This window comes from Acetobacter indonesiensis, assembly GCF_000963945.1.
In the GTDB taxonomy this organism is placed as follows: domain Bacteria; phylum Pseudomonadota; class Alphaproteobacteria; order Acetobacterales; family Acetobacteraceae; genus Acetobacter; species Acetobacter indonesiensis.
In genome coordinates this window covers 150,958-175,857 of record NZ_BAMW01000030.1, presented here as the reverse complement: position 1 = coordinate 175,857, position 24,900 = coordinate 150,958, and the positions used below count along the sequence as shown (strand labels likewise).

The 24,900-nt window shown below is 56.1% G+C and carries 24 protein-coding genes and 1 tRNA gene; 6 read left to right on the top strand and 19 right to left on the bottom strand.

Annotated elements, in window-relative coordinates:
- Window position 1: 1 nt before the first annotated feature.
- Both Abin_RS09520 and Abin_RS09515 read right to left on the bottom strand, forming a co-directional pair.
- Window positions 2-1,657: a PqiB family protein gene (locus Abin_RS09520; protein ID WP_048846387.1), complete on the bottom strand. Its 1,656-nt coding sequence runs from the start codon at window positions 1,655-1,657 to the stop codon at window positions 2-4.
- Between the two features lie 47 nt (window positions 1,658-1,704).
- On the bottom strand, window positions 1,705-3,192 hold the full coding sequence (locus tag Abin_RS09515) for a paraquat-inducible protein A (RefSeq protein ID WP_048846259.1): 1,488 nt from the start codon (window positions 3,190-3,192) through the stop codon (window positions 1,705-1,707).
- Between the two features lie 171 nt (window positions 3,193-3,363).
- Here Abin_RS09515 and Abin_RS09510 point away from each other — a divergent pair.
- A tRNA-Thr gene (locus Abin_RS09510) sits at window positions 3,364-3,439 on the top strand.
- A gap of 129 nt (window positions 3,440-3,568) precedes the next feature.
- Here Abin_RS09510 and Abin_RS09505 read toward each other — a convergent pair.
- The 11 genes from Abin_RS09505 to Abin_RS09455 all read right to left on the bottom strand — a co-directional run bounded on the left by Abin_RS09505 (window position 3,569) and on the right by Abin_RS09455 (window position 12,152).
- Window positions 3,569-5,251: an ArnT family glycosyltransferase gene (locus Abin_RS09505; RefSeq protein ID WP_048846257.1), complete on the bottom strand. Its 1,683-nt coding sequence runs from the start codon at window positions 5,249-5,251 to the stop codon at window positions 3,569-3,571.
- Window positions 5,245-6,000: a glycosyltransferase family 2 protein gene (locus tag Abin_RS09500; RefSeq protein ID WP_048846255.1), complete on the bottom strand. Its 756-nt coding sequence runs from the start codon at window positions 5,998-6,000 to the stop codon at window positions 5,245-5,247. Before Abin_RS09500 ends, Abin_RS09505 begins: the two co-directional genes overlap by 7 nt.
- A 27-nt stretch (window positions 6,001-6,027) precedes the next feature.
- Window positions 6,028-6,540, bottom strand: a complete 513-nt coding sequence (atpF, locus tag Abin_RS09495; RefSeq protein WP_255319286.1) for a F0F1 ATP synthase subunit B — start codon at window positions 6,538-6,540, stop codon at window positions 6,028-6,030.
- A gap of 15 nt (window positions 6,541-6,555) precedes the next feature.
- Window positions 6,556-7,146, bottom strand: a complete 591-nt coding sequence (locus Abin_RS09490) for a F0F1 ATP synthase subunit B family protein (RefSeq protein WP_048846383.1) — start codon at window positions 7,144-7,146, stop codon at window positions 6,556-6,558.
- Window positions 7,147-7,183: 37 nt separating this feature from the next.
- Window positions 7,184-7,408 (bottom strand): ATP synthase subunit C family protein, encoded by a 225-nt coding sequence (locus Abin_RS09485; RefSeq protein ID WP_003624142.1) that lies wholly within the window; start codon window positions 7,406-7,408, stop codon window positions 7,184-7,186.
- 52 nt (window positions 7,409-7,460) lie between these two features.
- Window positions 7,461-8,210: a F0F1 ATP synthase subunit A gene (locus tag Abin_RS09480; protein ID WP_048846253.1), complete on the bottom strand. Its 750-nt coding sequence runs from the start codon at window positions 8,208-8,210 to the stop codon at window positions 7,461-7,463.
- 56 nt (window positions 8,211-8,266) lie between these two features.
- Window positions 8,267-8,566: an AtpZ/AtpI family protein gene (locus Abin_RS09475; RefSeq protein ID WP_048846251.1), complete on the bottom strand. Its 300-nt coding sequence runs from the start codon at window positions 8,564-8,566 to the stop codon at window positions 8,267-8,269.
- Window positions 8,567-8,695: 129 nt separating this feature from the next.
- Complete coding sequence (gene ftsY / locus Abin_RS09470; RefSeq protein ID WP_048846249.1) at window positions 8,696-9,622, bottom strand: signal recognition particle-docking protein FtsY; 927 nt, start codon at window positions 9,620-9,622, stop codon at window positions 8,696-8,698.
- Between the two features lie 2 nt (window positions 9,623-9,624).
- On the bottom strand, window positions 9,625-10,869 hold the full coding sequence (mtaB, locus tag Abin_RS09465) for a tRNA (N(6)-L-threonylcarbamoyladenosine(37)-C(2))-methylthiotransferase MtaB (RefSeq protein WP_048846247.1): 1,245 nt from the start codon (window positions 10,867-10,869) through the stop codon (window positions 9,625-9,627).
- Entirely contained in the window at window positions 10,866-11,678 is an 813-nt protein-coding gene (dapF, locus tag Abin_RS09460; RefSeq protein WP_048846244.1) for a diaminopimelate epimerase, read from the bottom strand. The genes mtaB and dapF overlap by 4 nt, the downstream gene beginning before the upstream one ends.
- A 72-nt stretch (window positions 11,679-11,750) precedes the next feature.
- Window positions 11,751-12,152 (bottom strand): VOC family protein, encoded by a 402-nt coding sequence (locus Abin_RS09455; RefSeq protein WP_048846381.1) that lies wholly within the window; start codon window positions 12,150-12,152, stop codon window positions 11,751-11,753.
- A gap of 153 nt (window positions 12,153-12,305) precedes the next feature.
- On the opposite strand from Abin_RS09455, the gene Abin_RS09450 reads away from it, so the two are divergent.
- Window positions 12,306-14,231 (top strand): hypothetical protein, encoded by a 1,926-nt coding sequence (locus tag Abin_RS09450; protein ID WP_048846242.1) that lies wholly within the window; start codon window positions 12,306-12,308, stop codon window positions 14,229-14,231.
- Between the two features lie 115 nt (window positions 14,232-14,346).
- Window positions 14,347-16,125, top strand: coding sequence for a DEAD/DEAH box helicase (locus tag Abin_RS09445; RefSeq protein WP_048846241.1), 1,779 nt, complete (start codon window positions 14,347-14,349; stop codon window positions 16,123-16,125).
- A 117-nt stretch (window positions 16,126-16,242) separates the two neighbouring features.
- Here Abin_RS09445 and Abin_RS09440 read toward each other — a convergent pair whose 3' ends face one another.
- A complete protein-coding gene (locus Abin_RS09440) occupies window positions 16,243-16,965 on the bottom strand; it encodes a hypothetical protein (protein WP_048846238.1) in 723 nt (240 codons plus the stop codon).
- Between the two features lie 152 nt (window positions 16,966-17,117).
- On the opposite strand from Abin_RS09440, the gene Abin_RS09435 reads away from it, so the two are divergent.
- Window positions 17,118-18,686, top strand: coding sequence for a S10 family peptidase (locus tag Abin_RS09435; RefSeq protein ID WP_048846378.1), 1,569 nt, complete (start codon window positions 17,118-17,120; stop codon window positions 18,684-18,686).
- 177 nt (window positions 18,687-18,863) lie between these two features.
- Here the strand turns inward: Abin_RS09435 and rpsI are convergent, their stop codons facing one another.
- Together rpsI and rplM are read right to left on the bottom strand one after the other, a co-directional pair.
- On the bottom strand, window positions 18,864-19,349 hold the full coding sequence (gene rpsI / locus Abin_RS09430) for a 30S ribosomal protein S9 (protein ID WP_048846235.1): 486 nt from the start codon (window positions 19,347-19,349) through the stop codon (window positions 18,864-18,866).
- A 5-nt stretch (window positions 19,350-19,354) separates the two neighbouring features.
- Window positions 19,355-19,831 (bottom strand): 50S ribosomal protein L13, encoded by a 477-nt coding sequence (gene rplM, locus Abin_RS09425; protein WP_048846231.1) that lies wholly within the window; start codon window positions 19,829-19,831, stop codon window positions 19,355-19,357.
- Between the two features lie 219 nt (window positions 19,832-20,050).
- On the opposite strand from rplM, the gene Abin_RS09420 reads away from it, so the two are divergent.
- Together Abin_RS09420 and Abin_RS09415 are read left to right on the top strand one after the other, a co-directional pair.
- Window positions 20,051-21,400 (top strand): hypothetical protein, encoded by a 1,350-nt coding sequence (locus Abin_RS09420; protein WP_048846229.1) that lies wholly within the window; start codon window positions 20,051-20,053, stop codon window positions 21,398-21,400.
- 42 nt (window positions 21,401-21,442) lie between these two features.
- Window positions 21,443-22,306: an NAD(P)H-binding protein gene (locus tag Abin_RS09415; RefSeq protein ID WP_048846227.1), complete on the top strand. Its 864-nt coding sequence runs from the start codon at window positions 21,443-21,445 to the stop codon at window positions 22,304-22,306.
- Window positions 22,307-22,331: 25 nt separating this feature from the next.
- Here Abin_RS09415 and Abin_RS09410 read toward each other — a convergent pair whose 3' ends face one another.
- The 3 genes from Abin_RS09410 to pstB are packed head-to-tail and all read right to left on the bottom strand — an operon-like array spanning window position 22,332 to window position 24,894.
- Window positions 22,332-23,318, bottom strand: coding sequence for a retroviral-like aspartic protease family protein (locus Abin_RS09410; RefSeq protein WP_146867627.1), 987 nt, complete (start codon window positions 23,316-23,318; stop codon window positions 22,332-22,334).
- Between the two features lie 47 nt (window positions 23,319-23,365).
- The gene (gene phoU / locus Abin_RS09405; RefSeq protein ID WP_048846223.1) at window positions 23,366-24,070 is read right to left on the bottom strand and encodes a phosphate signaling complex protein PhoU; all 705 of its coding nucleotides are present in this window, start codon (window positions 24,068-24,070) and stop codon (window positions 23,366-23,368) included.
- Window positions 24,071-24,087: 17 nt separating this feature from the next.
- Window positions 24,088-24,894, bottom strand: a complete 807-nt coding sequence (gene pstB, locus Abin_RS09400; protein ID WP_048846376.1) for a phosphate ABC transporter ATP-binding protein PstB — start codon at window positions 24,892-24,894, stop codon at window positions 24,088-24,090.
- Window positions 24,895-24,900 lie beyond the last annotated feature (6 nt).

The following is a 24,900-nucleotide window of genomic DNA, read 5'->3' as shown; positions in this document are numbered from 1 at the left end:
GTTACCGTCCAGATATCAGGGCACCGGGGTGGTTTGTCAGGAAGTCTGACAGGAAGCGAAGCGAGCGCGCAGCCTGCCCCAGTTGCAGCACCATGCTTTGCAGGCTGCGATGGAAATCACTGTTTCCACCATAGCTGGCCAACAGACGGTTGGCATTCTGCAAGGTCTGATCAAGCTGGTTGGTCATTTCTGGTAGACGCTGCATCAGCGGGCCGATGCCATTGCGCATCTGGGTGCTCATGGCCTGAAGGTTCTTGAGCGACTCTTTCAGGCTGCTGAGTGACTGCTTCACGTCAGGGCTGGTTAATGTCTTGTCTGCATTCGCCAGCAGGTTATTGGCATTCACGCCAATCTGTTCAAACGGCATGGCAGCCAGACGGGATGCCACGGTGGAAAGCGAGTCCATAATCCCGTTCATGCCGCCCGGCTGGCTTGGAATAACCAGCGTCTGGCCTTCCATGCTGGTGCTGGCAGGGGGCGGATTTTTCACGAAGTTCAGGGAGATCATGGTTTCACCCGTCAACAGACTGGCACTGTCTGTTGAGGCACGCAGACCATTTTCAACCAAGGTTTTGAACATCTCGGTCAATGCGCCGTGTTTAATATCTTTCGGGTCAAGCACGCGTTCAGGCTGAATCTGCATGCCAATCCGCACACGCGGGTGACCCGCTTTCTGGTCCAGATCAAGTTTGACACTGGTGACATTGCCAATCTGAATCCCGAACATGGTCACCTGACTACCCGGTGCCAGCCCTTTGACGGATGACGTCACATACGTCGCCAGTGGTACGCGCTCATGATAGCCCGCGCTGTCAGCTTCTTCCTTGCTGTCATACAGTTTGAAGACTGTATCGGCCTGTGCTTCATCGCCCTGGGTATGATTTTCCTCACGCGGCAGGCCGAACGCCACACCACCAGAAAAAAGAGCCTGTATAGACTGCAACTGAACTTTCAGGCCGCCAGCACCAAAACCGACCGTGACACCGGACACGTTCCAGAACCGGGTATCCGTATAAAGGTAATGGTCATACGGTTCGCGCACGAACAACTGAATGAGGATAGGCCCTCGCCCACCGGGCGGCATGGTGTAGCCCAGCACTTCACCCACATCGACATCGCGGAAGAAGACAGGGGCCCCCTGCCCGATTGAGCCGATACTGGGTGCGATCAGGGTATATGTCCGCCCCGGTTGATCAGACCGCACACCGGGAGGCGCTTCAAGACCGCGAAATTCGCTGATGTGCCGCCCTTTGTCCCCGCTTTTCCCATCCGGGCCGGGGTCAAATGCTATGTATGCGCCAGACATGACTGTTTCCAGCCCGGTAATACTGGCCCCGTTAATGCGGGGCCGTACCACCCAGAATCGCGCCTTATCTGTCAGCATGGGGCTGGTGCCCGAGTTCATGCGGATACGGACAAGAACATGGCGCAGATCGTCCGTCAGGGAGATCCCCTGCACGGTACCCAGCACCACGGCCTTGTTCTTGACCTGTGTCTGACCACTGGTCAGGCCATCGGCCGTATCGAACATAACCGTAATTTCTGGCCCGTTATTGGCGAAGCTACGCCAGACCAGAAACCCGGCAATCAGGACGGAAACAAGAGGGATAATCCAGATAATGGAAAACCGGATACGCCGCACGACAGCATCAGGCATGATGCTGTCGTTATTATCCTGAGGAGACTGATGAGAATTCTGCCCGTTCACGCCCTGTCCGGCTCCATATTACCCAGATATGCCCCTGCACTCTCCTGCCGGGTGTGACCCGGCTGATCTGCCCCCACGGAAGAGCGGGGGGTATCAGAGTGTGCACCGTCTTTTTCTTCAACGGCATCCCACATCAGACGGGGGTCAAATGTGTGCACCGCAAAAATTGTCAGCACAACCACTGCGGCAAAACAGACCATGCCGCCATTGGCCGTAATGCTGGCCATGTGACTGAAACGCACAACAGCCACAAGAATAGACACCATAAACACGTCAATCATGGACCAACGACCTACGATATCAATAACACGATACAGTTTTGAGCGAAAAACCAGCCCCTTGGCCGACCGCCGATGCGTCGCGGTTACCATGACAATCAGCCCGACCACTTTCAGTACCGGTACCGTGACGCTGGCAAACAGAACCAGCAAGGACAAAGGAATCATGTCGTCCTGCCACAGTTCTATCGCCCCTTCGACAATGGTATGCCCTGACCCGTTGCCCATCTTGATAACCGTCATGACGGGGTAGAGGTTGGCTGGCACATAAAACACAATGGCTGACGCCAGCAGCGCCATGGTACGAGAAATGCTGTTTGCCCGGCGGCGTCTGACAACGTGACCACAGCGTGGGCAAAAACCGACAGGTTCCGTCTTGTGAACAGCGCGATCAAATTCAAGCACTAACCCACATGCCGGACAGGAGACCCGATTGTCAGACGGTGCCAATGCGCCTTCTTCAGCAGAAACAGCACTTAGGGCAATACGCTTGCCATTCATGGTGCGCATGAAGGGATCAATCTTGCGCTGCTGCCAGATCAGTTCTGTGTCAAGTGTGGCATCGGTTGCCGCCATGGTCACCATCAGGCCAGCCACCAGATAAACTGCGGCCCCGACCTGCACAAAAGCCAGATCAACCAGCTTGGTGTAGGCAACAAATACGCCCAGAATATAAACTTCGACCATGGACCACGGGCGCAGCAATTCATACCACTTTAGCAGATGTGGCACCCAGGAGGGCAAGGTCGGCCTGAGCGCTGCGGTCAGGATCATGCCCATCATGCCGATAACCACACCGGGGGCGAGGATGGTGGCAATGGCAACCAGCACCCCGACTTCACCCCAGCCTTCATGCAGCAGTTCTATTGGGCCGGTAATAATATCAACCGTGCGCTGACGCCCATACAGGTCAAGCATCATCAGGGTTGAAAACAGCATGGCCAGATAAAGAGCAGCCGAACTGATACAAAACGCCAAAGGTGTTGCAATCGGTGCTGTCTTGTTCCGACGGTCTAGGCTCTGGTTACAGCGTAAACACCGTGCCTGTGTGCCCGGCTCAAGCGGCGGCAGTTTCTGAAACAGCCCGCAGCACGGGCATTCCACCGCACCTTCAACATTATGAACGTGCTGACTTTCATCTACAGACGAATCCTGCACGGGCATAACGGCCTCTCGCAACAGGGCTGTAAAATGTGACGCGTTCATGAAACCGACCTTAGAACGAAAAAACGGAGTGGGTAATAGCTAACGCACCAAATTGCAGCCATGCGAGCACAACAGGAAGCCATAGAATAGCACTCTATCGCATTTTTTTGGCTGCCAGCCCGTTGCGTTTGCGTATATGCCGTGATAACCAGCGCTTCGAAAATTGGTTATGCCCGCTTAGCTCAGTTGGTAGAGCACGTCATTCGTAATGATGGGGCCGGTGGTTCGAATCCGCCAGCGGGCACCACTTTTCCTCTCCCACACAAAACAATAAAACAAGCCAGTCAGGTTAATTTACCAGACCATAGCGGCGCATCATGCTCTGTGAATGAGCAAACCAGCTTGCCGCGCTTTAGCGAAAAACGGTCAGCAATTATTATTCAGCAGATAGTCCGTAAAGACTGATGTTCAGATGGTGTCCGTTTGAATAATTCAGCCCGGATACGGTACCGTGAGACACAACTTTGCTCCGTGCGTCGCCCAGTGCTGACAGGAACTGTTCTTTGTCATGATCATCAACCAATGCGACCGCACACGCACGATTATTCAGCATCATGGTGGCGGCCTGCTGTGCGCCAACCAACTTGACCTTGCCCCCAAGTAAAAAAACCAAACTGGGTTCAGAAAAGGAGACTGACGCCACTTCTGTCTGCGAACATGGGCGATGTGTCTTCACTAAATCAGCCAAGCGGGGTGCCAGCCAGATACTATGCAGGCGCGGCACCACAACCAGAAAAAGCCCGACATAAAGAAGCGCTGCACACGCGGCACTGGTAAGGAGCGCCTTGCGGAGCTCAGACTTCCAGATCAAGGCAGAGGCAAGCACTATCAGAGGCAGACACCCGGCAGCCAGTATCAGGGCTGCGGGAGAGACAACGTGCTCCACTTTCCATAAAAGCACCGGCCCTGCCACAGAGAGCGCCAGCCCGACCAGAAGCCAGGCAACGCCATAAACCCCCAAAAGCACCCGCGCCCAGATGGCTTTTGGCCATTCATTCCAGACCGGCGCGCCACGCACCAGCATGCCTGCTGTCAGAATGGCAATGGCAGGATAGGTGGGCAGCACATAGTGCGGCAGTTTGGTTGCAATGGCTTCAAATACCAGCCAGTGCGGAAGAATCCAGCACAGCAAATATTTTACAGCCTGTGTGGTCCGGTTTTTCCATATGGCTGGCAGCGTGGCCGCCACAAAAAAAGACCCCGGCCAAAATGCAATTAGAAAAACAAGAACATGGTACCCGGGTGGCAAACCATGCGCCTGCTGGCCTGAAGAGACCTTACCCAGAAAATTTGTACCGACCGCGTTCCGGAAAAATTCACCGTGACTGACAACACCAATGGCAACACACCACGGCAGCAAAATAGCCAGCGAGATCAGCCAACCCCATGAAGGACGCAACCGCAGCCAGAGGGTGAAATTACGGTCAACCCACGCCATGGCAAGCGGCGTTGCCAGTGACGGAATAAGAATAACAGGCCCTTTGAGCATAAGCCCGCAGCCAATAGCAGCCCAGAACAGAACAGGTGTTTGCCAGACCGTGCTCTTTTGCCGTTCACAATCAAGCAGCGCACGAAGCACGGCGACCTGCGCCAGCAAAACCGTTAACAACAAGCAGGAATCAATGGTGCCCATCCGGCTTTCAGCCGTAACCAGCACAGACACCATGAACATGACCGCCGCCGCAATCCCGGCTGGGGCACCGAACAGAACCGAGCCCATCCAGGCTGTGAGCATTACGGACGCTGACATGGCCAGTAAGGACGGCACACGGTAGGGCCATACAGCCCGATCAGGCAGCGTGCCGGACGCAGCTACAGCCGCAGCTTCCAGCCAGTATATTCCTGCTGGCTGCAAATAGCGGGGCTTGTCCTGAAAGCGAACATCAACAAAATTGCCGCTTTCAAGCATTTGGGCCGTCGCTTCCATATAGCGAGGCTCGTCCCGGTCAAAGGGGGGCGTTGACGCCCGTCCAGGCAGGAACAGCAGAAAAGCGAATAACCCCAGCAGAGCGAGAACACGACCTGGCAAGGGCTGTGTGCCCGACTGAGGTTTCAGCATTCACGGACCGATTTTGGCAACCGAGTGCGGTTTCGCAACCAGATCACGCCCAGCAGGTCTCGAATGCCGACAAGCGCGCGATTGAAGTTGGTATATTTTGACTGGCCATGCAGACGAGGCCGATGTTTGACCGGGTGGCATAGAAGCGGCACGCCATACGAACCGAATAATGCCGGCAGGAAACGATGCAGACCTTCAAACTGCGGCAACCGTAAAAAAGCATCCCGCTGAAACAGTTTGATAGGCGCACCCGTATCCGGGCAATCATCACGTAAAAGGCGACGACGCAAACCATTGGCAAAGCGGGTCGCAAAGCGACGAGACCAGCCATCTTTCCTGCGCGTACGCACACCTACGACCAAAGGCGGTGTGCCGTTAGCCGAGCGAGCCAGACGCAGCAGGGCGATCAGTTCACGCGGATCATCCTGCCCATCGCCATCAATGGTAGCAATCCATTCGCCCTTTGCGGCCGTAATGCCGGTACGCAGGGCAGCGGATTTACCGCAGCAACGGTCGTGGGATAAAACCCGCAAATTGGGGAGACATTCAGCCCGCATCTGCTGAAGCACAGCAACCGTGTCATCCCGGCTGCCATCATCAACAAAAACAATTTCTGTCGGGGGAAGGCTCTGGCAGGCTTCAGCCAGCTCCTTGCAGACGAAAGGCAGGTTATCGCGTTCATCAAGAACAGCGATAACAATGCTCAGGACCGGAGTGGTGTCACTCCGGAGAGAGGTATGTTCTGTCAAACCTGATCAATCAGCACAGAGCTGAACTCAGGCAGCCTGGCGCGCCAGAGCGGCGGGCAGGTCAGCAATGGCTTTATCAACCAATGATTCAGCTTTCTGTGCGTCCAGAGACTGGCTGATCACACCGCGGGCTGCCTCAACAGCAACATCAATTGCAACCTGACGCACTTCTTTTGCAGCAGCACGTTCAACAGCGGCAATACGGTCATAAGCCATCTGCTCGTGACGTTTCACAGCTTCTTCAGCTTCAGCGCGGGCTTTTTCCGCGACTTCAGCCGCATGCTTGCGAGACTGCTCAACAACAGATTTCGCTTCAACCAGAGCCTGCTCACGCTCACGCGTGGCATCTTCCAGCATCTGCTCGGCTTCGCGGCGCAAACGAGCAGCTTCATCAAGCTCTTCGCGAATGCGGGCTGCACGGCTATCCAGCACCGCAGTGATGGGGCCCCACAGTTTGCGACCAAAGAAAACAAAGAACAGAACGAAAGAAACAGCGACCCAGAAGCCTGCTTCGTGAAAAATGTTATTCATGATGAATATTCCCCTCGAAGCAGATCAGAGCGACAGGTGCGCGGAAGCACCCTCAACCTTTTGCGCCACCAGAGAAGCATCAGCAGCCGTACCAGTCAGACGGCTTACAAGCGCCTGTGTGGTATCAGCAGCGATATCCTTCAATGCGGCAAAGGCGCGGCTTTTTTCGGCAGCAACGCGCTGTTCTGCTTCTGAAATTTCAGAAGCAAGACGGGCGTTGATTTCCTGCATTTTCTGTTCTGCAGCACGCTGTTCTTCATCCAGCGCTTTCTGCAAATTCGCTTGGGCTTCAGCCAGGGCATCCTTACGGGCCTGCTGAAGTTCTGCCACGGCTTTATCGGCATCCTGTTTGGCAGCACGGGCAACATCAAGATCATTCGAGATGCGTGTGCTACGGTCTTCCAGAACACGACCAACGCGCGGCAGCATTACCCGGCTGAGCACCAGGTAGAAACCCAGAAAGATCACCGCACCCCAGATTACCTGACCGGTAACCAGGGGATTGTGAAAATCAAGCTGAGGCATCCCTGCGGCGTAGGCACCAGGTGCCGCCATGGCCAGAAGAGACACGCCGGATACCGCAGCGAGCAAACCGGCACGAACAGTCTTCATCATGACACCCACAGGAACTTCTCCTTTACCCTACGGCTTCTTAGACGAAGAGGATCAGGAACGCGATCAGCAGAGCGAACAGAGCGATAGCTTCTGTCAGCGCAAAGCCCAGCATGCCCAGACCGAAAACGTGGGGGCGAGAAGCCGGGTTACGAGCAATGCTGCTCACCAGCGTTGAAAAGATGTTGCCGAGGCCGATACCAACGCCGGCGAGGGCGATTACGGCGATACCTGCACCGATTTCCCGGGCTGCAGCGATGTCCATATCAGTCACTTCCTTGTTTCAAGTACAGTTCAAACGAAACGGGCAAAGCAGCTCAGTGAGCCACGGCCTCCCGCAGGTAGATGCACGTCAGGATGGCAAACACATAGGCCTGCAGCACACCAACAAGCAACTCAAGAGCCACCAGCGCCATGTTAATGGCAATGGGCCCGATCGCAAACACGTCACCCACCACGCCAAAACCGGCGAGCATGACAACAAAGCTTGCGAAAATATCAAACATGACGTGCCCAGCGACCATATTGGCAAACAGTCGGATAGACAGGCTCACGGGGCGAGAGAGAAAGGACAGGATTTCAATCGGGATCAGCAGTGGCGCAAGAGCCAGACTGGCACCAGCCGGCATGAAGTGCGCGAAAAAGCGGAAGCCCTGCACCTTAAGGGAGACAATCACCGACAAAAGGAAAACCAGCAGCGCGAGTGCCAAGGTTACGGCAATGTGGCTGGTGAAGGTGAAAGAGAAAGGCAGCAGGCCGATATAGTTCCCGGCCAGAATGAAGAAGAACAGCGTAAAGATAAACGGGAAGAAAGCAGCGCCTTCTGGCCCGATGGTATCAACCGCCATGTTCCGGATAAATTCGTAGGCCACTTCTGCCGCGGCCTGAAAACGACCAGGCACCACAGCAGCAGGACGCATCCCGAAATACAGGAATGCCAGCACCAGGCAGACTGCCACAAGCATGTAAAGCGGAGACTGACTGAAGCGCAATGCTTCACCAAGCCCGCCAAGAACGGGATGAAGCTCGAACTGACCAAGTACGTCGATACTGGAACCGCCCGCCAAAACCGTTCTCCTACTCCACTGTGCCCGGCTCGTTACCGGGCTTGCAGCTTTCCATGTCAGATCTGGGGTGGTTTGACCAACCGCCAGACATTCAGCACTCCTGCACTTCCACCCAGCAGCGCGAAGATAATCAGGAAAATGGCCCGGGTATGGAACCAGTGGTCCAGACCCCAACCGACAGCAACCCCCACAACCAGAGCGGAAATCATTTCCGTCCCGGCCCGGAGCGCCAATGCTGGAAGAGATTTTTCATCTCCCTCCGCCGCGCTGGCTTTTTCATCTTTCTTTTCCAGCCCCGAACGGCGTTCTGCCGCCTCAAGACGCTTGGAGAAAGACTCGTCGCTCTCTTTACCCATTCTTCGCACCTCCAGAGGGGTGCAGGCGCTTGCTAACGGGGCTGCTATGGCCTGTCAAGGAAGCATCACCAGCACACACAGGAAAATCCTTCACTTCGCGCAAAAAAGCCACTTATTGACGTTCTTTTTTCAGGCGTCGGGCAGACCAACCAGCCCTTTTGCATAATCCTGCGCCAGAAACGGCCGTAAATCTTCCGCCTGCTCACCCACACCAACGGCATGTACGGGCAAGCCAAAGCTGTCTGCCAGTGCCACGACAATGCCCCCACGGGCAGACCCGTCAAGTTTGGTGACAACCAGCCCGGTCACATTCACCAGTTCACGGAACACGCGAACCTGCTCCATGGCATTTTGGCCCGTTGTGGCATCCAGAACAAGGAGAACGGTGTGAGGTGCTGTTTCATCAAACTTGCGCATGACACGAATAACTTTTGCAAGTTCTTCCATCAGGGCACTTTTGTTGTGCAGACGGCCTGCCGTATCAATAAACAGAAGATCCGCGCCTTCTGCCTTGCCACGCTTCAGGGCTTCAAAGGCCAGACCGGCGGCATCACAGTTTGGCGGGCCGGCAATAACCGGACACCCTGTGCGCTCGCCCCATATCTGAAGTTGCTCAACAGCGGCGGCACGGAAGGTGTCTCCGGCTACCATCATCACTTTTTTACCTTCATCGGTAAAAAAGCGCGCCATTTTGCCAATGGTGGTCGTTTTTCCGGTACCGTTGACGCCCACAACCAACACGACATGCGGTTTGTGGGCAGGGTCTGGCACAAACGGCACCGCAACAGGTTCGAGTATCTGCGCGATTTCATCGGCCAGAGCGGTGCGAATCTCCTCATCCGTCACCTCCGTGCCGAAGCGGGAACGACGGAAGGACTCGATAATGCGTTCAGCAACATTCGGGCCAAGATCTGCCGTAATCAGCAGGTCTTCCAGTTCTTCCAGCGCTTCATCATCAAGTTTACGCTTGGTGAAAACCGAGGTCAGGCCGCCGCCCAGTTTCTGCGTGGAGCGGGAAAGCCCCTGCTTGAGGCGTGAAAAAAAGCCTAGCGCCATCCTTAAACCCTTTCTGCCAGCAGGCCGGTTTCATCCACCGTCACGGCCCGCAGGCTGATAATCTCACCAATATCTGCTGCACCCTGCGCCAGACGCACAGGGGCAAACTGTTCACTGTGGCCGGATGTGGACGTTTCCATCAGAACCCGCAATTCCTGCCCTACCAGCCCTTCAAAATAACGGCGGGCAGACGCTGCCCCTACGTCACGCAACTGCGCAGCGCGAGCCTTACGTTCTGGCACGGGAACGGCGCGCATACGGGCCGCCGGGGTACCGGGGCGTTCGCTATAGGGGAAGACATGCAGGTAAGGCACGCCCTGCTGTTCAAGAAACGAACGGGTTTCTTCAAACAGACTTGCATCCTCTGTCGGGAAGCCTGCGATTACGTCTGCGCCGATGCCAATGTCTGGCCGCAGGGCGCGGGCGCGGGCAATGACGTCTGCTGCATCCTGCGCCAGATGCCGCCGCTTCATGCGTTTGAGGATCAGGTCAGACCCGGCCTGCAACGACAGATGCAGATACGGCATAAAGCGCGGTTCATGCTCAAGCAGACGCCAGATGTCCTCATCAATTTCAACAGGATCAACTGATGACAGGCGCAGCCGCTCAAGCTGCGGCACCAGCGCCAACACGCGGCGGCATAACTGCCCCAGTGATGGCGTTCCCGGCAGGTCTCCGCCCCAGCTTGTCATGTCCACGCCGGTCAGCACCACTTCCCGGTAGCCCGATTCGACCAAGGCGCGCACCTGTTCAACCACCACCCCGACGGGAGCTGACCGAGACGGCCCACGCCCGAAGGGGATGATGCAGAACGTGCACCGATGGTCACACCCTTGCTGCACCTGCACAAAGGCACGCGTACGCCCGGCAAACTCCGTAACCAGATGCGCTGCTGTTTCCTTGGCAGCCATAATGTCGGAGACAGCCCGGGCCTCGTTCATGGCGGAAGGAGACCAGCTTTCCGCCTTCAGCTTTTCCTCATTGCCCAGCACACGAGTAACACCGGGCAAAGCCGCCCAACGGTCTGGGTCAATCTGGGCGGCGCACCCGGTCACCACAATACGGGCTGTGGGTTTATCACGGTGCGCCCGACGAATGGCCTGCCGGGCCTGGCGTTCTGCCTCGCCCGTGACAGCACAGGTATTGACGATAATCACATCATCCAGCGCGGCAGCATGCTCACGCATGACTTCGCTTTCCCATGTGTTCAGGCGACAGCCAAACGTCAGGATTTCAGGCTGCGTCATGATGCATAGGCGGCAAGATCGACCGTCCCTTCAAACGCCATGGTGGCACTGCCCGTCATCAACACATGGTTGTTGGCTGCCCATTCAATGCGCAACACACCCCCATCAAGTTCGACCTCGCAAATACGCTCCACCAGCCCACGCCGGACGGCATTGACCACTGCTGCACAGGCACCAGAGCCACAGGCCTCTGTCACCCCTGCCCCCCGTTCATGCACTTTCAGGCGCATACGCGTCGGGTTTTCAACAAGCGCGAAGCCGATATTGGCGCGATCAGGAAAGAGCGGGTCATGCTCAAGCGCGGAACCCTGGCTGAGCATCGAAAAATCATCCACAAAAAACGTTGCATGCGGGTTGCCCATGGACACCGCCGCAGGGCTGCCAACCAAAGGCAGGCTGAGGGTATCAAGCGGGTCAGACAAAGGGATCTGCTGCCACTGGGTCTGGGGTTCGCCCATATCAACAGTAACAAGACCATCGGGCGCAATGTTTGCAGGTAGACACCCGGCGCGCGTCTGAAGAACGGGGGTTCGGTTCCCTGTCTGCCGCCAGATCAGATCTGCAACACAGCGGGACGCATTGCCACACGCTCCGGCTTCAGACCCGTCCGGATTGAAAAAGCGCACGAATACATCCGCCCCCTCGGCACAGGCGGGCCGCAGCGTCACCAACTGGTCGCACCCGATGCCCCGCCGCCGATGGGCAAGCGCTGCGATGCGCACCGGGGTAAGCGGCAGGTGGCCCGTGCGCTCGTCGAAAATGACAAAATCATTCCCGAGCCCGTGCATCTTGTAAAAGGAGGTCAACATCGTGCGCCTTATAAGCGAGATTGGCCTCCAAAGCCATTCCGATCAGGAACTGCCGTTTTCAGCCGCAATAAATTAGAGAAAACGCCCCGGTGCACCACGCTGGAGCACTTCAATCTTATAACCATCGGGGTCTGTCAGGAAGAAAAACATCCCGACAACCTGCCCATTATTTTCCAGCGTCTTGATGGGCGTAAGGGTTAGTCCCGCATCATCCAAGCGTCCATGTTCAGAAGCCAGATCATCCACCGAGACGGCAAGATGTCCATATCCATCCCCTAACGCATAGGGTTCGGTGCGGCCATGATTGACAGTCAGTTCCAGTTCAAACGTCTGCTCGTCATTTGCCAGATAGATCAGGGTGAAACTGTCAAAGGCCACACGCTGGGCCACTTTCAGGCCAAGTGCTGTTTCATAAAACGCAAGCGAACGTGCTTCATCCAGAACGCGGATCATGGAATGAATCATCTTTGCCATTGGTATCAGCCTTTCACCGTAAATTTTGTAGATGTCATAATGCACGTTCGCGTCTTCATGAAATTATTTTTTAAATACATTGGCCTTTACGGAAGGGGCAAAGAAATGGTTCACAATAAATAAATCACCCTTGCCCGGATTATCTAAAAAATCATGCGTTCTTCCCGTTTTATATCGGCCGCAACTTTGCGACACGCACGCAACTGGCTTTTTGTCGGAACTGTTCTGGCATCTGGCGCGGTGTTTGGTCCGGCATGCGGTGTTGCGCACGCAGCAGAAGACGAAAGTGCATCACTGGATGTGCTTGAACAGCAGATGGCCCGCATTCAGGCTGAACAGCGTGAACTGGCCAAAACAATGCTGAGCATGCAGAAGCAGATTGCCGCGCACAGAGCGGCCCTGATGCACGGCAGCAAACCCGGCACACCCGGCAGCCACCATACCCTGACGGCCCATAACACAGCGCATACTACCGCCCCAGAAGACAGCCGGGGCTGGAGCGAGCACGGTGGCGACGGGGATATGGGTACAGGCACAACCACAACGGCCATGAACACGCACACCGGGCATGGTCTGCATCATGTTACCGGGCCGGACGCGCAACCTGTCTTTTCTGGCACCACAGACCGGGAAGTTGATTCTGTCATTGGCCACAGGGCAGAAGATATTATCTCCCGCATTGCAGAAAACGGTGTTGGCCCCCACGCCCGTGAAACCGTTGGCGCGCAGGCCGCAGGGGCGCTGGGTGACCATGGTATATTCCACATGGGGCCTGTCACGCTGATACTGGGTGGCTTTCTTGATGCCTCAACCGTACTGGCCAACCGGCATGTCGCATCGGGCACGTTCAACTACTGGCAAGACATGCCCTACCCCAACGAATCCCGGTATCACACCAACAATTTTGAAGGCAGCGCCCGCTACAGCCGTATTTCTTTGATGGCACGCGGCAATGTTGATGCGCACTCCACCATTTCCGGATTTTATGAAATGGATTTCGGTGCCGGGGCTGCCACGACCGATGCCTATGAAAGTAACAGCTACGCCTTCCGTATGCGGCAGCTTTACATGGCGTACGATAACAGTGACTGGAACTTCCACTTCTTGGCAGGGCAAGCATGGAGCATGCTGACCCCAGGGCGGATCGGGATTATCCCGCGTCAGGAAAGCCTGCCTGAAACCATTGAATCGTCCATGCTGGCCGGACAGACATGGGCACGTCAGCTTCAGTTCCGGTTTGTGAAAGACTTCCTTCAGCATCGACTCTGGCTGGGGCTTTCCATCGAAAACTCGGCTACGTTGTATGACACCACAGGCTTCACCAACAACGACGGCACAGTCACGCTGCCCACCGGTAGAACAGCCACCATCAGCAGCAACGGGACGGGTCTGACTAATGATGCCCCGTTCTCGAACGAAATTGCGCCAGATGTCATTGCAAAAGTGGCGTGGGACCCATCATGGGGGCATTATGAAGCGGAAGGTATTCTTCACTTCCCGCATGACCGCGTAGCATCCGTCGGGACTGGCCGGAATAACACCGCCATTGCGGGCGGCGGCGGCGGATCCATGGTGCTGCCAATCATTCCGCACAAGCTTGAAATGCGTCTGGCTGGTCTGGCTGGTGTTGGTATCGGGCGTTATGGCTCGGTGCTGCTACCCGATGCCACGCTGAAATCAACCGGCGAACCTGTGCCCATCCCGTCTGTGCAGACAACAGGGGGCATCATTGCGCACCCCACCCCGCTGGTCGATGTGTATGGTTATTTTGGCTATCAGGCCGCAGGCCGACGGTATTCAAACTATGAAGGTGGGTCATACGGCTACGGCAATCCGAACTATTCCAACGCCGGGTGTGAGGTCGAACTATCTACGTTGGGCTGCACTGCCAACACCCGCAGCGTGATGGAAGCAACAGTCGGCGCATGGTATCGGTTCCTGAAGGGAAAATACGGAACAGTTGAAGCCGGAGCCCAGTTGGCCTATTCTCGCCGTGATGCCTGGAAGGGGCAGGGTGGTGGTCCTGATACCAGTATGAGTCAGATATTTCTGGACTTCCGCTATCTCCCGTTCCAGTAACAGCACACGCTTGCAAAAAAGCGCCTTGGGCAAAAAGTTCTCCGACCAGGCTCTGGTCTTTCATGCGGGGAACCTTTATCCCCCCATCATTCTTGTTGCCTGGACCTAAAGACTTATGCCTTTTCAGAATGCCCCCGCCTCTCTTGCGAGCGCCCTTGCCGCTCGCGGGTACGAATCCGCAACCCCTGTTCAGGCCGCCGTTCTGGCCCCTGAAGCTGAAGGGCGGGACCTTCTCGTTTCAGCACGCACCGGATCTGGTAAAACCGTCGCTTTCGGTCTGGCCATGGCCAACACGCTGCTGGACGACAACGGACGCTGCCCCCCGCCGGGTGCGCCGCTAGCGCTTGTTATTGCCCCAACCCGTGAACTTGCCCTGCAGGTACGTAACGAACTGGAATGGCTGTACGGCCAGACCGGTGCCCGTATCGTTTCCTGTGTTGGCGGCATGGAACCGCGCAAGGAAGCCCGCTCTCTGTCAGCCGGGTGCCATATTGTTGTGGGTACGCCGGGCCGTCTGTGTGACCATCTGTCACGCGGGCAGCTTGTCCTGTCAAACCTGCGCGCCGTTGTGCTGGATGAAGCTGACGAAATGCTTGATCTGGGCTTCCGGGATGAACTGGAAACCCTGCTGAAAGCAATGCCGGATACGCGCCGCACGTTGCTGTTTTCTGCCACCATTGCCCGCGACATTGCTGCTCTGGCCCGTCGTTATCAGAACGATGCCCTGCGCATTGATACGCAATCTGGCAGCGCACCGCACACCGACATTTCCTACCGTGCCATCCTGACTGACCAGTCTGACATGGCCGGAGCAATTGTGAACGTGCTGCGTCTGATTGAATCGCCGACAGCTATTGTGTTCTGCCACACACGTGAAGCAGTACGGCAGTTGCAGGGTATTCTGACCGAACGGGGATTCTCTTCCGTCGCCATTTCAGGGGATCTGGGGCAGAACGAACGGAGTCGCGCCATTGAAAGCCTGCGTCATGGTCAGGCACGCGTCTGCGTGGCTACAGACGTTGCAGCCCGTGGCATTGATATCCCTGATCTGGGTCTGGTGATTCACGCCAGCCTGCCATCCAACCCTGCAACCCTGCTGCACCGTTCAGGCCGCACGGGCCGCGCAGGCCGCAAGGGCACCTGCGTTCTGCTGGTGCCGCCAAGCCGCCGCCGTCTGGCAGAGCGTCTGCTTGAAGGAGCCAAGGTTGAAGCCGAGTGGAGTGGTGCCCCCACACCCGAAGCGATTGCCACTGCGGATGCTGAACGTCTTCTGGCGTCCCCCGCACTGAATGCGGATGTGCCTGAAGCGGGTGAAACCCGTGACCTGATTAACAAAATCACGGAAAGCCATTCAGCCGAACAGCTTGCGACGGCCCTGATTACCATGTGGCAGGACAGCCTGCCGACGCCAGCAAGCCTGCGCGTGCTTTCGCCCGGTTCCGTTAAGAAAATGCCACGTGAAAAAAGCCGGGATGGTGAAGAACGTGGTGAACGCTCACGCGCCCCGCGTGAAGCAGGGTCATGGTTCCGCCTGTCTGTTGGCCGTGAAGACCGTGCCGACCCTAAATGGCTTGTGCCCATGCTGTGCCGCTTGGGTGGTATCAAGAAGCAGGATATCGGCGCAATCCGTATTCAGCCTGACCATACGCTGGTTGAAATTGCCCAAGACAAGGCAGAACGCTTTCAGGCCTGCGCCGCCGCAACCGACCCGGATGAAATCTCGGTCGAGCCCGCAGCAGCGCCCCGTCAGCACAGCGCCTATAAGGGTAAGTCCGGCCGTGGCGGTAGCGGTGGCGAAGGTGGCCCAGGCAAGCGTGCGCCCCGCAAAGGTGGCGGCGGCGGTGGTGGTGCTCCCTTCAAAGGGGCTTCCAGCCGCAAGCGCAAAGAGTTCTGATCCGAAAGCATCATATCTCTGGGGCTATGGTCAGGCCATAGCCCATAAGAAGAGGCCCATCCTGCAAAGGAAGGGCCTTTTTTATTAGGCGCTCACCTGTATCTGCTTTAACGCAGCTTACAGTTTTGGCAGCGAGGTTGCGTCTTTCAGGTCTGCATTCAGACGCTCTTTCTGCGCCTGCCATCCCTGACGGGATTTTTCACCCGCGCTGCTCCATTTTTTTTGCGTGTCCGTCAGCTTATTCTGCCATTTCTGGCGGGTCGCTTCGTCTGCATTTTTCCATTTATTCTGCGCATTTTTCTCGGTACTGGTCAGCTTGTCCTGCCACTTTTGACGGGTCGCTTCATCAGCGTTCTTCCACTTATCCTGTGCATTTTTTTCAGTGGTATTCAGCTTGTTCTGCCATTTCTGGCGGGTTTCCTGGCTGGCATTATTCCATTTATCACGGGCGCTCTGCTCCGTGTTTTTCAGACTATCCCGCTGGGCTTCCCATTTTTTGCGGGTTGCTTCATCAGCATTGTTCCATTTGTCCTGCACGCTTTTCTGCGCATTTTTTAGACTATCGCGCTGCGCCAGCACTTTCTGGCGGCTTTCTTCACTGGCATTGTTCCAGCTATCCTGCAGGCGGTTTTTAGCTGACTGGCCAGAGTTTTTCAGGTCAGAAGAAAACTGGCTTGTATCATTCTTGACAGAGTTCCGGGTATTATCCCACCCCTGTTTAATCTGCTCCTGCGTGCAGGCGCTCAGGGATGCGCATGGGTCAGCATAAGCGGACGATGCTGAAACCAGAGCTGTCGCAAGAGGCAACCCCATAATGGCAATTTTTTGAATGAACCGCATAAATAATCCTTCCTTCTTTCCTGACACGTATCAGGAAAAGATATCCGGATTCAGACATGCAATTTTGTCAAAAAATTGCCAGTTCTGTCCTGTAAATACGGCAATGCAGCAAGGGCATGGCTGAATTCTTTGTATCTGGAGATAAATCCCGCATGTTTCCATCGGTTTTATTCAACGGTTCTTTTTTACGCCGCAAAAGCCGCGCCCCTATTGCTCTGACTGCCCTGCTTTGCCTGTCTGCAGCCCCTTGTGCATCTTACGCGGCAACGCCGTCCCCCAAAGCAACGCCAGCAGCCGAAACGCCCAAAGACGCTCAACCTGTTTTTCAGGGTACAGCGGCTTTGCTGCCGGATGATGCCGTCACACATCACACCGACACGTTTGCTGGCCGTAAAATCAGCTACACCGCCAAAGCAGGAACGCTGATACTGCGCGATGATGCCGGTAAGCCCACAGCCCGTATGTTCTATGTAGCTTACACGCAGGATGGCGCAGACCCGGCACGCAGACCTATTTCCTTTTTCTTTAATGGCGGTCCGGGCGCTGCCACGGCCTATCTGCATTTAGGGGCGGCAGGCCCAACCATGCTGTCTTTCCCGTCGGGAAACCCAACGGATGGTGCCAATGCGCATCTGGCCCCCAACCCGGATAGCTGGTTGCCTGAAACCGATATGGTCTTTCTGGATGCACCGGGAACCGGCTGGTCAATTCCGACAGACGCAAAAACGGCTGACAAAACTTTTTACGGAGTGAAGCAGGACGCCCGCGCGTTTGCCAAAACCATTCAGCTTTGGGCCAGCACCAATAAACGTCTGGCGTCCCCACGCTATCTGGTGGGCGAAAGCTATGGCGGCATACGGTCGATTGAGGTGGCAGAGGCTCTGGCCCAGCAGCAGAATCTGCTTGTAAACGGCATTGTCATGATTTCGCCCGCGCTTGATATGCAACTGCTGGCAACCGGTGACAATATTCTGGCTTCAGCCCTGATTCTACCGTCATACGAAGCCTCTCGCCTTGCAATGCAGCATAAGTTGTCACCTGACACTGTCGGCCATCAACTGGACGAAGCCTATCATTACGCGTTGGGGCCTTACCTCAGCACGTTGGCGAACACGCCCCCTACCGGCGATGCCGCGCATGATTTTTATGACGACGTTGCGACGCATAGTGGCCTACCCCTAGACGTTATCACCAAGGAACGTGGCATCCCCGCCCCCAGTGCGCACGACGTACGCAGTCGGGATGGCCGCCTCTATTCGCTGTATGACGGCACATTGTCTGTGGCAGACCCCTTCCCCGAAGGTGTTGACAATAGCGACAGCCCGGACCCTGTTCTGTCAGGCTTCGGCCGTGCCTATGGCACCGCGTTTGAGCAGTATGCCGCCACAACACTTAATTTCCATACTGATCTGTCTTACGAACTGCTCAGCATGAAAGTGAATGGCGCGTGGGATTACCGTGGTGATGGGGAACTTATTGCACGGCAGATTCCGGTGCTACGCCGCCTGCTGGCCCTGAACCCAACACTCAGGGTGTTTATTGCCAACGGTTATTATGATCTGGCTTGCCCCTTTGCCTCGTCTCGCTGGGTAGCCGAACATATTCCGGTCGGGCGTAACCGCATTGGTCTGCATCTGTATCCCGGTGGGCACATGCTCTACACGCGCCCAGAAAGCAAGGCTGCGCTGGCGCGCGACGTCAAAGCGTTTCTTTCACCGTAAGGAACAATTCATAGTTTTGCTGGGGCTATTTCCCGGCAAAACTGGCACTGGCACTGGCACTGGCACTGGCACTAATTTTGACACCAGTCCCCATTTGCATAACCCCAAATACAAAAAAGGCGGGAGAGGAAACCCTCTCCCGCCTTTCTGTGTCGCAAAAGCGAGCGTTCTTGCAGATCAGCGCTTGCTGAACTGGAAGGAACGACGGGCTTTGGCGCGACCGTATTTTTTACGTTCAACCTGACGAGAGTCACGGGTCAGGAAGCCAGCAGCTTTCAGAATGCTGCGCAGGCCGGGTTCATAGTGGGTCAGAGCACGGCTGATACCGTGACGCACTGCACCAGCCTGACCGGACAGACCACCACCAACAACCGTGCAAACAACGTCGAACTGGTTGTAACGGTCAGCCACAAGGAAAGGCTGAGTCAGCAGCATGCGCAGCACAGGGCGGGCAAAGTAGGTGCCAACCGGACGGCCGTTTACGGTGATGTCGCCTTTACCTGGCTTGATCCATACGCGGGCAACGGCGTCTTTACGACGGCCCGTAGCGTAAGAACGGCCCTGCGCATCGCGCTTTACTTCATAAACAGGAGCTTCCGGAGCTGTCGGGACAACGCCCTTCAGATCAGCCAGCGTGCCTGTACGTTCCTGAGTTTCAGACATAATGCTCAGCCTTCCTGCGCGTTAACGACGTTTTTGCGGTTCAGCGCCGCTACGTCCAGCTTCTGCGGCTGCTGACCGTCATGCGGGTGTGCGGCACCAGCATAAACATGCAGGCTGCGCATCTGCTGACGCTGCAGCGGACCACGGGTGATCATGCGCTCAACGGCCTTCACCACAACGTGGTCAGGGTTTTTCCCTTCCAGACGCTGGGAAATGGTGCGGGTCTTGATACCGCCCGGATAACCGGTGTGGTAATGGAACAGCTTCTGGCCAGCTTTGTTGCCGGTCAGTGCCACCTTTTCAGCGTTGATGACAACCACGTGGTCGCCGCAATCAACGTGCGGGGTGAACTGGGGCTTGTGCTTGCCGCGAAGGCGGTTAGCGATGATGACGGCAAGACGACCAAGAGCGAGGCCTTCGGCATCGATCAGGATCCAGTTCTTCGTCACCTCCGCAGGTTTCAGCGAGAGGGTTGTCTTCATAGAGAATGATTCCGTTAAGACTGTAAGCTTGTAGAGATGGGGCCTTATGAGCATGCAAACCCCCTTCGTCAAGAGGAATTGGCGTTCATGGCCGTTATTTCAACGGTTTTTCTTCAGGTAATATGTTACCGTACACCCGCTTGCTCTCTGCCCCCGCAGTGCATTAAAGAAGGCATGAGTTGAAGAGTTTCTGGTAAAAACAAACAGGATTTCTGCCTGGTGAAGAAAAAAGTCGTTGTCACAGTTGGTGGGGTTGCCGCTGTTGCCTGCCTGGGCTGGCTGGCTGCCCGCCATGCCGAACATGTCATGCTGGATAAGAGCATAGACAGTTTCCGGCAGAGTCTGGGGCCTGATACGTCCTTCACCTATCAGAAAGCCTGGCCTGGCCTGCTGGGCCGAAGCGTGAAGTTTTCCGGGCTTGTGTTCCGTCAGGGGCCGGAAACCATTACGGCGGATGAGGCTGAAATATCAAAACTGGCCGCAAGTGGGGAAGAACCCCACCGAATCGGCCATCTGACGTTCCACAACTTCCAGTTGGCTGACCCGGCAGGCAGCCTGCATCTGGACGCCCTGCGTATGGATGATGTGACGCTGCCATCCAAAGCGGATGAACCACAGGGCTCGCCTGCACAGGCGCTGGAAATTCGGCACGCGGAAGCTGACAAACTGCATGGGTTTGTCAGCAGTCTGCAATCTGACCTGTCAGCGCAGTCTCTTATTATAGATGATTACGGTGCAAGCAACGCATCGCGCCTTGAGGCCCATGACGCCAAGCTGTCAACGGATGTAGCCCCCCAGCGGCATATTACCGCTGCGTCTCTTATCCTTGATGGGCTTGATCTTGCGGGGCTGTATGGCAGCCTTTCTGCCGGTACACCGTACACAGCCCACAATGGCACCCGTGACATTCAGGTTGAAAAACTAAGTGTGGAAGGGACCGGCCCCCTGCTTCGCCTTGCTGCCCTGCATTCCCATGCCACACGCACGGACACCGCCGAAAAAGAAGTCTCCAGTGTGCAGAATCTGGAACTATGGCCCGAAGTGCCAAACCTGTCTATGCTGACAGCGCTGGGGTACGACCGCTTCCGTGGATCAATCGTGCTGAATGACACACATGACTTCAAGGCAGGCAAACTGCATGTGGATGAGTTCAGTCTGGACGCACCCGGCATGGGCCGCCTGAATCTGGATGGAGATTTCAGCCAGACAAGCACCACAGCCCTTCTGTCTGCCGGAGCAGGCGACATGCAGGTTATGGCGCTGAACATTACCTATACAGACCACGGGTTGGTTGAGAAGGCGTTGGATGCTGCGGCAAAAGCACGGGGCGTAAAACCGGAAGAACTGACAGCCGCTCTACAGAGCCAGTTCGCGCCACCATCCCCCACGGCCTCTGTTCCCCTGACGCAGGTTGCCACCTATCTGCGCCACCCCGGCAAAGGGCCTTTGACCATTACGCTGCGGCCTCCCCAGCCTTTGCCCATGATGGCTGTTGCAGCCGCCATCAGCATGCTTTCCACCTCGCCACAGGTCGCGCAGCAGATTGGCCTGACTATCAAGGCACCCTGAGCATCTCAAGGCTCCGCTAGGCTAGAAGGGACGAGCGCAACTATGCAGTCAGATGCATCCGTCACGCAGCACTGCGTGCATGTTATTGGGGCATCTGGTCGCTCCGGCGCAGCGCTTTGTGCTGCGTTGCAGGCTGAGGGTAGAGCCGTTATCCCGTTGGTACGAAACCCTGCTGCTGCGGCATCCCTCCCAAACGCCCGACTGATTGATCTGACAGGGCCGGAAGCCTCGCTGCGTGCAGCTTTGGCAGATGCAACCACTATTGTGTGCACAGCCCATGCCCGTAATATTCCGGCGCTGATTGCCGCCGCCCCCACCACTACCAAACTGATCTGCCTGGGAAGCACGCGGAAATTTACCCGCTGGCCTGATGCCCACGGCCAAGGGGTGCTCCGGGGGGAAAAGGCGCTGATGGAATCGGGCCGAACGGGGATCATTCTTCATCCCACCATGATCTACGGGGCGCAGGGTGAAAATAATGTTCAGCGGCTGGCATCCCTGTTGCGGTTCATGCCCGTCGTGCCGTTACCCGTTGGCGGCAAGGCGCTTGTGCAACCCATCTGGCAGGGCGATGTGACAGCCTCCATTCTGGCAGCACTGGACAAGACATGGCAGGGCCCGAAATCTCTGGTCATTGCCGGTGCGGCACCCGTGACCTACCGCCACTTTATTGAACTCGTCTGTCAGGCCGCAGGGTTACGGCGTCGGCAAGTGTTGCCCGTGCCTGTTTCGATTCTGATGCTACTGGCGCGGTTAACGCCGTTGCTCCCCGGTGTTCCACGTATTGAGCCAACCGAAATCCGCCGCCTGCTGGAAGACAAGAATTTCGATATCAAACCCATGCAGGATTTTCTGGGTGTCAGCCCGCTCTCATTAGATGTGGGGTTGAAGCGGACATTTTCTTAAAGACCTATACTTCTACACTAGGTCTTCAGGGTGTTGGCTGCTTCTGCATGTCAGGCTGCGTAAGCTGACGTTTCCGCAAGCCGTGCTCAAATGTCGGGTCCTGCATCGGCGGAGGTGATAGTCGCTGGATGTAAATCATATCATTCCGATTAGAAATCCACACCCGATTATGCCGCAGAAAATCTGCCCCCAGAAGAGCATCCCCATCCGTTTTAAGCGGAGAGACGTCTAGAAGAGGATTAGGAAAAACTTCATCGCCAATCTGCAATCGTTCAAACCGATGCAGATGACCAGAGAGACTGTGCAGATCAATCCCCCGGCTTTTTGTTGAAATATCATTTGCCAACTGTTCTTCGGACACACCAGCATGATGCGCCTGACGGGGCAGCACCACAGTGGCGGACGAACCACTGTCAAGAATAGCGTCAATTTTATAATTGTTCAGCACCAGCTTCAGACCGATATGCGTTTTCCCTTCACGGCTTGACCGAAGCTTGGAAACCGGACCATCCCACATTGGGGTTGGCGACGGGCACCCATGAAGCTGATACAGATCGATCTTGTGTGCGGGTAAATCGAACACGACGTCATAGGATGTCAGAAAGTCACCGCCAAAAAGACCGACAATCGGAATACCATTGATCTGACCGTGCGTTCGGGGCAGCCCGACCAACGCAATATCCTGCGTTGTTCCCGTGCCCAGCCCCAACTTGTCCACCTTATAAACAGACGCATCGACCAACCCTCCGACCCCGTTCACAGGGACATAGGCGGACAGACGCGTCATGTCATATTGTTTGGTAAGGGATTCGGAGACCGAGGAAAAATCGGCCCCGGTATCAACAATCATGGCGGCCTTTTTATCATTGAGTGTGACCTCAACGATAGGCGAACCATGATCATTCAGAACAGGCAGAGTGCCAAGGGTATGAACGACGCACTCATTTGGTGTTTCAGCACAGCCTGCCAGCGTCAAAAAAAGCAGAGCAGCCAGACTGTGTTTCAACCTCATTTCCTGCACCCCTTCTTTGTCTTTCAGGCAGTGCAAGGCATAGACCTTTAGCTGCTTTTTCGTGCGGCCCCACCACGGGGACGAATTGCCGGAAGCATTTCACCCGTTACCGCGTAATAGACACGTTCTGCAATATTGGTGGCATGGTCGCCAATACGTTCCAGATTTTTGGCAACGAACAGCAGATGAATACAAGGACCGATTTTACGAGGATCTTCCATCATGTATGTCACCAGTTCACGGAACATGGCGGTGTACATTTCATCTACAGCGGTATCGGCATTCCAGACTTCCATAGCCCGTTCGCTGTCGTTGTTGGCCATGGCTTCAATCGCGCGATGCAGATTTTCCTGCACCAGCCGTCCCATACCGCGCAGCGCGGTGAAGGACATGGCACCATCCAGCGGTTCGACCTTGAGCGCACGGCGCGCAATGCTGGATGCGTAATCACCCACACGTTCAAGATCGCCTGTGATTTTCAGCACAGCTACAATCAGACGCAGGTCAACCGCCATGGGGGCACGCAGGGCCAGAATGCGGATTGCCAGACTTTCGGCATCGCGCTCAAGCGCGTCAACCTCCACATCCAGTTCAGGCGGTTCAAGAGCTGCGTCTTCGTCTTGATCTACAACGGCGGCAATAGCTTGTGCGGTCTGACGTTCCACCAGACCCCCCATGCGGGCCACTATCCCGCGCAGGCGGTCAAGCTCCTGATCATAGCGGGTGACGGTATGCGCTGGTTCAGTCCCCATCGGTGTGTCCTCCCTGTTCAGCCAAAGCGGCCGGTAATGTAATCCTGCGTACGGCTTTCACGCGGGGTGGTAAACATGCGGGCTGTGCTATCAACTTCCACCAGCTCGCCAAGGTAGAAGAAGGCCACCTGATCCGCACAACGTGCAGCCTGCTGCATGTTATGCGTGACAATGGCGATGGTGAATTCGGTTTTCAGTTCATCCAGCAATTCTTCGATACGGGCGGTAGACACCGGATCAAGGGCTGATGTGGGTTCATCAAGCAGAATAACTTCGGGGCGGGTGGCAATCGTGCGGGCAATGCACAGACGCTGCTGCTGTCCACCAGACATAGCCGTGGCAGAGGCCTGCAAGCGGTCTTTCACTTCCGGCCACAGGGCAACACGCCGCAGCGCGTCTTCTACCCGCCCATCCATTTCCGATCGGCTGACCCGTTCGTGCAGGCGGATACCAAAGGCAATGTTATCATAAATGGACATGGGGAATGGGGTCGGCTTCTGGAACACCATGCCGATGCGTGAACGCAGCACATTCAGGTCAACGCCCGCCGCCAGAATGTTCTGACCATCAAACAGAACCTCACCCGTGGCTTTCTGGCCGGGATACAGATCATACATCCGGTTGAGCACACGCAGCAGGGTTGATTTACCGCAGCCTGAGGGGCCAATCATCCCAGTGACACTCCGCTCGGGGAAATCAAGGGAGATATTGTGCAACGCACGGGACTTTCCGTAGAAAAAGTCCAGATTGCGAACCTGTAACGCCAGCGGATGGGCGGTTTCGCCAACTGCATCAGCCGTCAGGTTAGACGCATCGTTCTGCATGGTGCT